Origin of the sequence: Pseudomonas sp. MIL19, from assembly GCF_028680365.1 — a bacterium.
Classification (GTDB): Bacteria; Pseudomonadota; Gammaproteobacteria; order Pseudomonadales; family Pseudomonadaceae; genus Aquipseudomonas; species Aquipseudomonas spirodelae.
On sequence record NZ_JAPPVG010000018.1, the window covers coordinates 1 to 13115 of the forward strand.

11 protein-coding genes and 1 pseudogene are annotated in these 13115 nt (G+C 61.3%); 7 read left to right on the forward strand and 5 right to left on the reverse strand.

Annotated elements, in window-relative coordinates:
- Positions 1–538: 538 nt before the first annotated feature.
- From N1078_RS12820 to dsbD, 5 genes are all read right to left on the reverse strand, one after another.
- Positions 539–838 (reverse strand): cell division protein ZapA, encoded by a 300-nt coding sequence (locus N1078_RS12820; RefSeq protein WP_274088559.1) that lies wholly within the window; start codon positions 836–838, stop codon positions 539–541.
- On the reverse strand, positions 835–1083 hold the full coding sequence (locus N1078_RS12825; protein ID WP_274088560.1) for a hypothetical protein: 249 nt from the start codon (positions 1081–1083) through the stop codon (positions 835–837). Before N1078_RS12825 ends, N1078_RS12820 begins: the two co-directional genes overlap by 4 nt.
- 178 nt (positions 1084–1261) lie before the next feature.
- Positions 1262–2026 (reverse strand): thiol:disulfide interchange protein DsbG, encoded by a 765-nt coding sequence (gene dsbG / locus N1078_RS12830; RefSeq protein ID WP_274088561.1) that lies wholly within the window; start codon positions 2024–2026, stop codon positions 1262–1264.
- Between the two features lie 2 nt (positions 2027–2028).
- Positions 2029–2838: a TlpA family protein disulfide reductase gene (locus N1078_RS12835; protein ID WP_274088562.1), complete on the reverse strand. Its 810-nt coding sequence runs from the start codon at positions 2836–2838 to the stop codon at positions 2029–2031.
- Complete coding sequence (gene dsbD / locus N1078_RS12840) at positions 2838–4595, reverse strand: protein-disulfide reductase DsbD (RefSeq protein WP_274088563.1); 1758 nt, start codon at positions 4593–4595, stop codon at positions 2838–2840. The genes N1078_RS12835 and dsbD overlap by 1 nt, the downstream gene beginning before the upstream one ends.
- Positions 4596–4771: 176 nt before the next feature.
- Between dsbD and N1078_RS12845 the strand changes: the two genes are divergently transcribed.
- The 7 genes and pseudogenes from N1078_RS12845 (at position 4772) to N1078_RS12870 (ending at position 13097) form a co-directional block, all read left to right on the forward strand.
- Positions 4772–5455: a response regulator transcription factor gene (locus N1078_RS12845; protein ID WP_274088564.1), complete on the forward strand. Its 684-nt coding sequence runs from the start codon at positions 4772–4774 to the stop codon at positions 5453–5455.
- Complete coding sequence (locus tag N1078_RS12850; RefSeq protein ID WP_274088565.1) at positions 5452–6786, forward strand: ATP-binding protein; 1335 nt, start codon at positions 5452–5454, stop codon at positions 6784–6786. The genes N1078_RS12845 and N1078_RS12850 overlap by 4 nt, the downstream gene beginning before the upstream one ends.
- 199 nt (positions 6787–6985) lie before the next feature.
- On the forward strand, positions 6986–8401 hold the full coding sequence (ccoG, locus tag N1078_RS12855) for a cytochrome c oxidase accessory protein CcoG (protein ID WP_274088566.1): 1416 nt from the start codon (positions 6986–6988) through the stop codon (positions 8399–8401).
- A 64-nt stretch (positions 8402–8465) separates the two neighbouring features.
- Positions 8466–9875, forward strand: coding sequence for a GntR family transcriptional regulator MpaR (gene mapR / locus N1078_RS12860; RefSeq protein ID WP_274088567.1), 1410 nt, complete (start codon positions 8466–8468; stop codon positions 9873–9875).
- A gap of 367 nt (positions 9876–10242) precedes the next feature.
- A pseudogene (locus N1078_RS19685) lies at positions 10243–10758 on the forward strand (MCP four helix bundle domain-containing protein); the annotation flags it as partial.
- A gap of 417 nt (positions 10759–11175) precedes the next feature.
- Positions 11176–11880 (forward strand): methyl-accepting chemotaxis protein, encoded by a 705-nt coding sequence (locus N1078_RS19690; RefSeq protein WP_411912037.1) that lies wholly within the window; start codon positions 11176–11178, stop codon positions 11878–11880.
- Positions 11881–12032: 152 nt separating this feature from the next.
- Entirely contained in the window at positions 12033–13097 is a 1065-nt protein-coding gene (locus tag N1078_RS12870) for a metal-dependent hydrolase (protein WP_274088569.1), read from the forward strand.
- Positions 13098–13115 lie beyond the last annotated feature (18 nt).

Genomic DNA, 13115 nt, shown 5'->3' on the forward strand with positions numbered 1-13115 from the left:
CGCTGAGTTCGGAATAGGACATAGGGGCAGCACCGTACCGGAAAGGTCAGGTGTTGCACTCAGTTTTCGCGGCCGCCGCCTGAAAACAAATTATTTTCATGTTCAAAATGCCGTGCAGTCTCCAGTCACGACGAGAGAACTGTGCTTGCCTGGAATAGAGGATTTAATAGGTTGTATTGCAAAGCTTGTCACCAGGCATGGCTGCGCGAACAACCTAAAGACCAACAAGAAAGCCGAAGCGCTTATGCTTCATCAAAGTCAGGTTGCCTTGGTCTATTTTTGGTTATTGCGTCCGTCCCGATCATTTGCGTTGTCGGTGCGGTCACATGGTTTGTGTAGGCCAAACCTAACAAGTGACTTGAATCCTTGGCCTAGCTCACTGGGACGTACTAAACCCCGCCCCTAAACCAAGGCAGCGGCAGCCTATACAACCCTCTCCAGCACCCTCGCCCTGCTGACAACCAAGGCGAGCATCACCCACACCGCCGCCAGCCGGCCCAGCCTTATGGCTATAGCCGGCGAGAGCGGAGCAAGAGGGTTAGCGCGGGATCAGGCTGGCGATGCTGGTGAGGCGCTGACTCACGTGTTCTTCAAGGCGTTGCATATCTTGACGGTGGCGCTGCTCTTGCTCGGCCTGTTCGGCGCACAGTTTTAACGCCGTGAGCACCAGCAGGCGGTCGCCAAGCAGGGTTGGTGAGGTCGCCTTGCTTTCAGCCAGGCGCTCTTTGAGCAGCCGCACCGAGTCGCTCAGGGCCTGCTGTTTTCCGGCAGGCGCCTTGATGCTGTAGTCATTGCCGAGGATGGAAATGACCGTAACCGTATCCCCTTCGAGGCTCATGCCTGGGCAGGACTCGGCGCCGCGTTGGCAGTGCCGCTAGCCAGCTGAACCAGTGCCTGAATACGTGCGGCGGTGGTGCTGTTCAGCTCTTCTTGCTCCAGTGCGCTCATTTGCAGCGCGTCATTTTCTTCCTTGAGTTGAGCCAATTCGTTGCGAATCTGCTGGTTCGCCTCTTGCAGCGCTTTGTTCTCTTGCACCAACTCGCTGACAAGTTGTTCCAACTGACTCAGATTATTTTCCAACATATTGATTACTCAAGCTTTTTTGCGGGCCGCCAGAATAAAGAAAAGCGCCGCGAGAAGCCAGGCGAGCGGCTGGACGGTCAGGCTGTTTTCCGGGTTACAACTTCGCGCAGTGCGCGGCCTGCGTTTAAGCCGTCGGCCATGCGCGTCCTTATGCCCTGCCCCGCTCTTCGCCCTGGATTCAGGGGCGCGGCCCCAGGATTTGTGTCAGCAGCTCGGGGCTCGGTGCGCCGAGCTGTTGCTGCAACTGGCCCGCTTCATCCTGATAGAAAATCGCCGGCGTAGCCGAGGCGCCCATTTCAGCCATCAGGCCAAGGTTGTGGTCGAGCTGCTGCTGGATGGCGTCGGGGATCTTTTTCAGCCCTTGCAAGGTGCTGACTTTGCCGGCTGCCTCATGTTCATGCAGGGCCGCCTGGGGATCACTGGCGCTGAGTAATGCGGCGGCTTTGGCGGCGCTGTCTTGGCGCAGCATGCCGACCATGACATGACGAACCTGCACAGCACCGCCCTCGACCCAAGGCCGCACTTGTTTCCAGAACAGGTTGCAGTACGGGCAGTTGGGATCGGAAAACACATAGACGATGCGCGGTGCGCTGGCCTTGCCATCGGTGATCCAGCTGCTTTTTTCCAGCTTGCTCAGCATTGCCTTGCCCTGCGGCCCGTACACCAGTTTATCCAGCGGCTCACGGCTAAGGTCTTCGCCTTGGGCATCAAGCAGGCTGCCGACCAACACGTGCTGACCATCGGCCGTCAGGTACAGGGCAACGCCCTGGCCGTTGAAGCGCGCGGCATAGCCCTGCAAACCGCTGGGCGCGTCAAACCGCTGGATAATTTCGGCACCACGCGCCTCGATCGCCTTGATCGGGGCCGGCCATTCCTCGGCCTGCGCCAGAGGCATGACCAAGAGCGTCGAGAGCAGTGCCGACAGGTGGGTAAGTCGCAGCATGGTTATTGATCCTTCTTCAGTACTTCAAGCGCGCGAGCCAGGCTGGCGCGCGACAATTCACCCAAGTGGCTGCCAACCTGGCGACCCTCGGCGTCGTAAAACAGCGTGCTGGGCAACGCCATGGAGCCAACGTGCTGGCCCAGGCGGCCGCCGCTGTCGAGCAATACGTTGTCCAAACCGAGGGCTTCGGCGGCCAGGTATTGGTTAACCTCGCCCTGGCCTTCGCCTTGATTGACGAACAGGATGGTCAGCTCGGGATGGTTGCGCTGCGCGTCGGCTAACACCGGCATTTCCCGACGGCACGGTGGGCACCACGTGGCCCAGAGGTTAACCACCAGCGGTTTGCCGACATAGTCGTGCAGCGCCACTGAGGCGCCGTTGCTGTCTCTGAAGGACAACGCCGGCAGCCGGGTGCCCTGCTCAAGCCCATACAACGTCAGGCTACCCAAACCCCAGCTGAACACGCCGACGGCCAATGCGCTGGCTAAGGATGTTCTGATGGCTGGGGTACGCCAGGCCTGCCAGGCCCCCAACAGTAGCGCGGCCAGCACGCCAGGCCAGGCGATAAAGCCACCGTCACGGATATCCAGCGCCTGCCAGGGTTGCGCGCGGTAGTGCTCGAGGTACACGGCAACAAACGCCAGCCGTGCGACCAGCAAGGCCAGCAACAACAAACGAAACAGCTGTTTTTCCGGGTTGACCGCACTGCGCCGCCCGACGTACCAGCCGGTAACAGTCGCCAGAAGCAGGCTGATCATCAACAGCACGTGGGCGGTGCTAAGGGCCAGGGGACCAATATTCACCGTCAGCATCAACCGCGCTCCTGGGTAGTCGTCCAAATATCTAAGAACTGCTCGGCATTCACCGCGCCCGTTATGCGCTGCGAACGGCGCTCCTCACCGTCCGGGCCGATCCATAACAACGTGGGCGGGCCCAGCACTTTAAAGCGTTCCAACAACGCACGGCTTGCCGCGTTGCTTTGAGTCACGTCGGGGCGTAAGACGCGAACGCCTTGCAGGCTAGCCTGCACGTCGGGGTTAGCGAACACGGTTTTCTCCATGACTTTGCACGACACGCACCAGTCGGCGTAGTAATCAATCAGCACCCATTGGCCCTCAGCTTTGGCCACCGCCAGCTCACGCTCAAGCGTGGCCGGCTCGCTCATGCCGATAACGTGCTGTGCATTCGGCGCGGCCGCAATGCCCGTGCCGGCATACACCTTGAGTGGCTGCAGCGGATCGCTGGCACCCCCTGCAGCCCCCAGCACCATCGCCATGCCCCAAATACCCAGCAACGCGCCAATCGCCTTGGCCACGCTGGCGTGTTGCAGCACTTGCCGCGACAGGTGCAGCAGCGCACTGGCCAGCACAATTAATAGCGCGCCCCACAATCCCAGCCAGGTCGGCTCCGCGAGCAGCGGGCGGATCACCAAAAGCGCGGCGAGTAGAAACAGAAAGCCGAACAGCACCTTGACCCGATTCATCCACGCGCCGGGTTTCGGCAGGAAGCGATTGCCGAGCGTCACCAACAACACCAGCGGCGTACCAATGCCCAGGCCCAAGGCAAACAACACCAGACCGCCGTGCAGGGCGTCGCCACTTTGCCCGATATACAGCAACGCGGCGGCCAGCGGTGCGGTCATGCACGGCCCCACCAGCAGGCCGGAGAACACACCGAGCATGCCCGCACCGACTAGGCTGCCGCCTTGCTGCTTGCGCCCCGCATGCGCTAAGCGGTCACGCAGGGCCGCGGGCAACTGCAGCTCAAACAACCCGAACATCGGCAAGGCCAGCAGCACAAACAACGCGGCGAAGCTGGCCAGCAACCAGGGCTGTTGTAGCAGCCCCTGCAGGTTTGCGCCCAGCAACGCAGCGACCACGCCCAGCGCGGCATACACCAGGGCCATGCTCACCACATAGCTGGCCGCCAGCGCCCAGCCGCGTCGTGGCGAGGCCCCACTGCCCACCACAATACCCGCCAGAATCGGCAGCATCGGCAAGGAACACGGGGCAAAGGCCAGCAACAGACCCAGCCCAAAGAACAGCAATACGTTCAACATCAGGTGTTGGTTTTGCAAACCACCAGCCAGGGCTTGGTCCTCAGCCAGGTTGGTGCCCGGCTCGCTTGGCGCACCGGCGCTCGACACATCAACCTGTTGGGTCTGTGGCGGGTAGCACAGCCCGGCATCGGCGCAGCCTTGCCAGCCAACCAGAATGCTGCCGGCAACCCCAGCGGGGAGCGTCAGCGTTAAGTGCTCGCGATAAATCTGCGAATCACCGAAGAACTCATCGCTATAAGGCAAGCCCGCCGGCAGCTCAGGGACGGCATCTGCCGACAAGCCACTGAACTGCAAGCGTTGCTGATAGAGGTAGTAGCCGGGGGCAATGTCCCAGCGCAGCCGGGTTTCACCGCTGGCCTGCGGCTCAACACTGAGGTTGAATGCCTGCTCAACGGGGAGAAACTCAGCCTGCTGGGTGTTGCCCGCCTGCAACGGGCTGGCGGAAAAACTGGCGGCCTGGACGGGCAGCAACCAAGCCCAGAATAACGAAAACAGCAGAAACCAACGCATGCAAAACCACACCGATAAATAGCCAGGCGGCGAGCATCGCAGTTGGCGGTTAAGTCAGGATTAAACCCGGGTTAATCCGCGTAAATACCCGCAGCCCGTTATCATTCGTGGCCCAGCGATAACCCTGGCTTAATCCTGCTGATGGATACTTCACCTCCCCTCCACGGATCGGCGTCATGAACATATTGCTGACTGAAGACAATGCCCTGATTGCCAGCGGCGTTGTGGCCGGGCTCACCGCCCAGGGCTTTCGCGTTATGCATGCGGCCAGCGCCGCTGAAGCTGAAGCCCTGCTGCGCACGCTACAGTTCGATGCCTGGGTGCTGGATCTGGGCCTGCCGGATGAAGACGGTTTGAGCCTGCTGCGGCGCCTGCGCCAACGCGGCGTGGCCATACCGGTTTTGCTGCTGACAGCCCGCGATTCAGTGGCCGACCGCGTGTCTGGCCTGCAGGAGGGGGCAGATGACTACTTGGTCAAACCGTTCGATTTGCGTGAACTTGCCGCCCGCTTGCATGCCCTGCTACGCCGCGCCGCTGGTCGCGCCAGTTCAGTGATCGAACACGGCCCGCTGCGCTACGACCCGGTGGCCTGCCAGGCATTTCTGCATGGGCAGCCCATCGATCTGTCGCGCCGCGAGCAGGTCCTGCTGCAAGCGCTGCTGCACAATCCTCGCCGGGTGCTCAGCGGCGAACAGCTCAAGGATGCGGTCTACGGCCTTGACGGCGAGGTCGAGAGCAATGCCCTCAACGTGCATATTCACCATTTGCGGCGCAAGTTAGGCAGCGCCATCGTAGAGACCGTACGCGGCCTGGGTTACCGCCTCGGCCCCGCCGGACATAACGAGGAACACACGCCATGAGCCTACGCTTGCGCCTCAGCCTGATTCTCGGCTCTGCCTTTGTCCTGCTCTGGTCGCTGGCCGCCGTGTGGATGCTGTTCGACCTGCGTAACCAGCTGATGTTGACCCTCGACCAACGCCTGGCGTCGTCGGCGCGGATGGTCTCGGGCTTGCTCCTGCAACTGCCGCAATTGCAGCAAACCGAGGGCAGCGCGCCGCTCAGTACCGAACAACTGGGTATGCCGGAAGGCATTGCCTGCCAGATCAGTTCGGTGCGCGGCGAGATTCTCGCCAGCAGCCGCGCCGCACCTGGGAGCGCCCTGGGCGTGGATGAAAAAGGCTTCCATGAGCGCAACATTGACGGCGTCACCTGGCGCACCTTCACCTTGATTGAAGGCGACATGCGCGTGACCACAGCAGACCGTCTAGACGAGCGCGACACCCTCAACCACTCGATTTTGCTGGCAGCTGCTGCGCCTGTAGTGCTCGCGTTGCTCGGCAGTTTACTGGTGCTATGGGTTGGCCTAAGCCGCGAGCTGTCGCCCTTACGGCGCATTCGCCAGGCGTTGGCCGAGCGCAGCGCCGACAGCATCGAACCCTTACATGTCGACGGCCTGCCGCAAGAGCTGCAACCCTTGGTGGCTACCCAGAATCAGCTGTTTCAACGCATTGGCCAGGCGATTGAGCGCGAACGCCGGCTAACTGATGACGCCGCCCATGAGTTGCGCAGCCCGCTCACGGCGATCAAAACCCACCTGCAAGTGGCCAGCATGACTGAAGGCGCGACTGCCCGTCAGGCCTTGGCCCATGCCGAAGCCGGCACTGACCGCCTGCACCAAACCCTGGAACAACTGCTGCTACTGGCCCGCGTGGAAGGCCGCCTGCCGTTTGACGAGCCCCTGCAATACAGCGCCGCGCAAGTGGCCCACATGGCCATCAGTGATGCTCAGCAACCGGGCGGCCGCCCTATCGAACTGCACCTGCTCGATGCCAGCGCCCAACGCCTCCTGGCAATGCCACCGACCCTGGCCATTGCCGCGCTGCGCAACCTGCTGGACAACGCCCAGCGGCATAACTCAGCCGATACCGCCGTGAGTTTGAGTGTGCAATCGCGTGGGGAGCACGTGTGCTTTAGCGTGCAAGACGCCGGGCCTGGCGTGGCACCTGAAAAACTGCCCCAGCTAACCGAGCGCTTCTGGCGCAACTCAGCTGGTGACGGCAGCGGCCTCGGCCTGTCCATCGTCAACGCCATCGTTCAGCGCTGCGGTGGCGCGCTTGAGTTTGTCAGCAGCGCCAACGGCCTGCGGGTGAACTTAGTGCTGCCGAGCCGACCGGCCAGTGAGGCGTTTTAGCAGAGTCAGCCCTGAGTACCCGGAACACGGTACATAAACACGACTGTTGGTCACCCACGCGTTTTAAGCCGGCTAGCACTCGCCGCCACATGGCCTGCCTGGCCATCTGATCCGCTTTTTATTTGAAAACCTGAGTCTGTTACAGGATCAGTTCCAGCCGCATCATTCGCGCAGCCTGATAAAGCCCACGAGGCCCGCAATGAGCGAACGTATTCCCGCGCAGATCATCGAAACTATCGATCCGAGCAAGCCTATCCGCCTGACGCCTTCGCAGGCCGGTGGCCCGATCCACACACGCAGCTTCACTGGCCTGTATCGCAACCTGCGCCTGTACGGTGCAGGCTTGTTGTTTCTGATCTTCTTCGGCACCGCCTGGCTCGACTGGGACGGCCGCCAAGCCGTGCTGTGGAACCTCGCCGAGCACCGTTACTACATCTTCGGCGCGACCTTCTGGCCGCAGGATTTCACCCTGCTGTCGGCGCTGCTGATCATCGCAGCCTTTGGCCTGTTCACCATCACCGTGGTGGCTGGGCGCGTGTGGTGTGGTTACACCTGCCCGCAAAGCGTGTGGACCTGGGTGTTTATGTGGGCCGAGAAAATCACCGAAGGCGAGCGTAATCAGCGCATCAAGCTGGATGCCGCGCCCTGGTCGCTGGACAAGCTGCTGCGGCGCAGTGCCAAGCATGCCATTTGGCTGGCTGTCAGCCTGCTCACAGCGCTGACCTTTATTGGTTACTTCACGCCGATCCGCGAGCTCACCAGCGACCTGCTGCGCCTGCAACTGGACGGCGGCACGCTGGTCTGGGTGCTGTTCTTTATGGCTGCCACCTATCTCAACGCGGGCTGGCTGCGAGAGAAAGTCTGCGTGCACATGTGCCCGTATTCGCGCTTCCAGAGTGCGATGTTTGACGATGACACCCTGCTGGTGGCCTACGACGCCAAGCGCGGCGAAGGCCGTGGCCCGCGTAAGAAGGACAGCGACCACAAGGCCGAAGGCCTGGGTGACTGCATCGACTGCACTATGTGCGTGCAGGTTTGCCCGACCGGGATCGATATCCGCGACGGCCTGCAGATCGACTGCATCAGCTGCGGCGCCTGCATTGATGCCTGCGACTCGGTCATGGACAAAATGGGCTACGCCAAAGGGCTGGTCGGCTACCACTCCGAGCGTGAACTGCAAGGCGGCAAGACGCACTGGCTGCGGCCAAGGCTGATCGGCTACAGCATCGCCCTGGTGTTGATGCTCGCGGCGTTTGTCTGGGCGCTGAGCGCGCGCTCGATGTTGTCCATCGACTCGGCCAAAGACCGCAGCATGTTCCGCGAGAACCAGTTGGGGCAGATCGAGAACACCTACCTGCTCAAGGTCATCAACAAGACTCAGCAACCGCAGCTGTATGCCCTGGCGTTGCGCGACAGCCCCGGCCTACGCCTGGATGCTCCGCAACAGTTGCAGTTGAACCCTGGGGAAATTCTCGATGTACCGGTCACCCTGGTGCTGGAGAGCGAAACGGCCAGCGCCAGCACGATGCCGGTGAAGTTTGTGATCCATAACCTGGCCGATGCCAGCGAGCAGGCGCAAACGCAGAGCATTTTTCTCTCGCCACGCGGGCGCTGACAGTCGCATGGCAAGGCAACTCCCCGTAGAGTGCGCTGATCTGCTGAGCGCACCGACGGACACGATGAAACGCTACGAGAAATTTGCCGACCAGATTGCCGAACTGATCCGCACTGGCGTGCTCGCCCCTGGCGAGAAAGTACCCTCGGTGCGCCACGCCAGCCGCACTTACGGGGTCAGCCCGTCCACGGTGTTCCAGGCCTATTACCTGCTGGAAGACCGTGGCCTGATTCAGGCCCGGGCGCGCTCCGGCTATTTCGTTAGAGAACTGGCGCGGCATTCGCTGGCCGAACCCGAAACCAGCCAACAGCCGACGCAAACCACCGAGGTGGATGTCAGCGAGCTGGTGTTTTCGGTGCTGGCTTCGCTGAAAGACCCCGGCACCGTGCCGTTCGGCTCGGCCTTCCCCAGCCCCGACCTGTTCCCTCTGCCACGCCTGGCCCGCTCCATGGCCCATGCCGTTCGCGACCTGTCACCGCACGCGGTGATCGCCGACATGACCGAGGGCAACCCCAACCTGCGCCGGCAGATCGCCCTGCGTTATATGGTCAGCGGCGTGATGCTGCCGCTGGAAGAACTGGTGATCACCAGCGGCGCCATGGAGGCGCTGAACCTGTGCTTGCAAACGGTGACCCAACCCGGCGATCTGGTGGCGATTGAGGCGCCGGCGTTTTACGCCACGTTGCAGGTGCTGGAACGCTTAAAGCTCAAGGCCGTGGAGATCCCGGTTCACCCGCGTGAAGGTATCGACCTGGACGTATTGGCCGAGCGCTTGAGCAGCCTGCCGATCAAAGCATGCTGGTTTATGAGCAGCCTGCAGAACCCGCTGGGCGCGAGCATGAGTGACGACAAAAAGCGCGGCTTGTATGAGCTGCTGCACCGTCATCAAGTGCCATTGATTGAAGACGACGTGTACGCCGAGCTGTACTTCGGCAGCCAGCCGCCCAAACCGGTCAAGAGCTTCGACCGCGATGGCCTGGTGATGCATTGCGGCTCGTTTTCCAAGTGCCTGGCGCCCGGTTACCGGGTCGGCTGGGTGGCTGGCGGGCGTTATGCCGAGCAAATCAGCCGGCTCAAACTGATGACCACCATCTCACCCTCTGTTCCGGCGCAGGCCGCGCTGGCGGATTACCTGCAACACGGCGGCTATGATCGCCACCTGCGCAAACTGCGCCATGCCCTGGAAGCGCAACAAGCCTCGATGCTGGCCTCGGCAGCGCGGCACTTCCCGGCCAGCAGTAAAGTCACCCGGCCCAGCGGTGGCTACTTTCTCTGGTTCGAGTTCCCCGAGCAGGTCGACGCACTGCGCCTGTTTCAATTAGCCCTGGCCCAGGGCATCAGCCTCGCCCCGGGGCCGATCTTCTCGGCCACCCGACGCTTCGGCAACTGCGCCCGCCTCAACTACGGCCATCCGTGGAATGCGCAGAGCGAAGACGCCATGATCGTGCTCGGGCGCATCATCAACTCCTTCTAATCCCCGGCCAGCAGGCCCATTGAAACGCCACTAGCCCATGCATTTGGCAACGTCCAGACGTTTCTGCCTAGCGCTGTAACTTGTACAACCCAGGTACAGGTTACGCCGCGTATCGTCCCGCTACCAAAGCCGCCACCACATCGCCTACACAGCAACGCAAACCTAATTATTAAGGGTTTACGTTGTTCTGCGTGGGTGGATGCTCAGGATAATTACGGCATTCACCCTCATCACCCCGCAAAACATAATTCTACAAATCAAGATTCATGTATAAGATTTGCACAACTCAAAGGTTCAGCTGGTATAGCCCTTCTTTTCAAATCGCAACACACCGTCGCCGCCCTACAGGGCAAGAGGAATTGATTTCATGCAATCACAACTGAGCATTGCGCAACGCCTGAGCCTCGGGTTTGGCTTGATTCTGTCGCTAATGATCCTGGTGACCCTGATCGGTGTGCAGCGGGTTGGCTTTATCGACGAGACCCTGACGTCGGTGAGTGAAGGGGCTTCGCTTAAGCAGCGCTATGCCATTAACTTCCGTGGCAGCGTGCATGACCGCGCCATTGCGATACGCGATGCGGTGCTGGTGGATGACGATGCCGCGTTGAACCGTCAACTAGGCGAAATTCAGCGGCTTAAAGACTTCTATCAAGAGTCGGCCCAGGCCATGGACAGCCTGCTGCGCGAAGAAGCGCCAACGGCCACCGAACAGCGCCTGCTGGGCGATATTCAGAATATCGAGCGCAGCACCCTGGTCTTGACGGAACAGCTGATCAATCTGCGCCGCCAGGGTGATAAGGACGCGGCGAAAAGCCTGCTGCTTGAACAAGCCTCACCGGCTTACAGCGAATGGCTCAAGCGTATCAATGCTTTTATCGACCTTGAGGAACAAGGTGTAGGGCAGGATATTGGCGCGGTGCGCGAGGCCGCCGGCGGTTTTCGCCTACTGATTTTGCTGGTCACCGCCGCAGCTGTGCTGCTGAGCGTTGGCGTATCACTGATCATCATCAACAAGCTGAAATCCACCCTTGGGGCCGAACCCTATGAAGTCGCCCAGGCAATTCAGCGCCTGGCCAATGGCGACCTTAACCAGCGTATCCAGACCCGTTACCCGCAGAGCGTCATGGGCGCCCTGCAGGACACGGTCAAACACCTGGCCGAAACCATCACTCAGGTGCGCAGCGCTGCCCGTGAACTGACCCTGGCCTCAGACCAACTGCTCACCACCTCTGACAGCAACAATCAGCAAATCCGCCTGCAGTCCAGCGAGGCCGAACAGATGGCCACCGCCATCAATCAAATGGCCGCGACCGTTAATGAAGTGGCCAACTATGCGGCCAGCGCGGCATCGGCGACACGCAACGCTGACAGTGAGGTGGCCACCGGCAATCAGGTGGTTAGCGCCACTGCCAGTGCCATTCAGAACCTCGCACGCACCCTGGAGAGCGCCGCCGAAAGTGTGCAGCAGGTGTCCAGCGACAGCGAAAACATCGAAAAAATCATCGAGGTGATCACTGCCATCGCCGAGCAAACCAACCTGCTCGCCCTGAATGCCGCCATTGAGGCCGCTCGGGCCGGCGAACATGGCCGCGGCTTTGCCGTGGTGGCCGATGAAGTGCGCTCCCTGGCGACCCGCACTCAGGACTCCACGCGGGAAATCCGCGGCATGATCGGCAAGCTGCAGGAAGGTGCCGGCAAGGCCGCTGAAGTGATGCGCAACAGCCGCCAACTGGCGCAGCAAACCGTCGAGCAAACCGGTCAGGCAGAAACCGCGCTGAACAAAATCCGCAGTGAAGTCACGGCCATCAACGACATGAACGCGCAGATTGCTAGCGCCTCGGAAGAGCAAAGCGCGGTGGCCGAAGAGGTCAACCAGAACATCAACCGCATCCACAACGCCACCCTGGAAACCTCAGCCGGCTCCGAGCAAGTGGCGGCGTCCAGCCGTGAACTGACCACCCTGGCGAACCGTCTGACCGACAAGGTCAGCTTCTTCAAGCTGTAGCACCCGCTCTATCTGGGCCGCCAGGCCAGGCGCACTGGCGGTGCCCCTAACACCTGGCTGCGGCGCAGCTGAAACCTTTGCTTGAACATTAGCCGCAGCCAAAATCAGGTCAGTCGGCTAATTTACTCCTCTGTTCAATTCAGGCATCAGGCATGGACTCGATAACCCAGGCGGTACTTGGCGCCAGCATTCAGGGCGCACTGCTCGGCCGCTGGCAAGGCCGCAAGGCGCTGCTGTATGGCGCTATGCTCGGCACCCTGCCGGATCTGGATGTGGTGATTGATTACGGCGACGCCGTGGCCGACATGACTTATCACCGAGGTTTCAGCCACTCGCTGTTTGTCCTCACCGGCGTGGCCCTGCTGTTGACCTGGCTAACCCGGCGCTTTCGACATAACCCCGGTTACTCCTCACAACGGCTGTTTCTAACAACATGGCTGGTGTTGATTACCCACCCGCTGCTCGACAGTTTCACCAGCTATGGCACGCAATTGTTCTGGCCGCTAACGCCGATTCCTACGGCCTGGTCGAGCATCTTTATCATCGACCCGCTCTACACCGTGCCGCTGCTGATTGCCGTGGCACTGGGGCTGCTGTTTGGCTTGCGCGATAAAGCGGTCAAAGCCCCGGCACTGGCGTTGCTGGTTTCATCGCTGTACCTGGCCTCGACCTTGGGCGGCAAATACATGGCCGAACAGCGCGTAGAAGCCGAACTGGCGCGCCAAGGCATACAGGCGCAGCAACTGTTCAGCACGCCGACGCCGTTCAACAGCCTGTTGTGGCGGGTGATTGTGCTGGACGGTGAGGATTACCACGAGGCGCTGGTCAGCTGGTTCGACGCGGCCCCACCGCAGCTGCAGCGCATCCCGCGTGGCACGCACCTGGCAGCCGCGCTGGCCGACTCGCCGGCGCATGCGCGTCTCGCCTGGTTTACTAATGGCGTACTGCGTTACGACCAGTTGGGCGAACAGCTGGTGGTCACCGATATTCGCCTGGGCATGACCGGCTTTCACCCGTTCCGCTTCGCCTTCGCTAACCGGGAAAACGGCCAATGGCGCGTCGCTGACGAGATTCAGCGCCTGCCGACTGAACGCGGTGATTTATCGCGGCTAAAACTGCTGTGGGCACGCACCTGGCAACCTGAGGTGCAAGTGCCACTGCTGGCCTGGGCCGATGAGCTACGCAGAACGCCGCTGGCCCGCCGCGATGGCCAATAGCGTCTGGTGCGCCGGCAT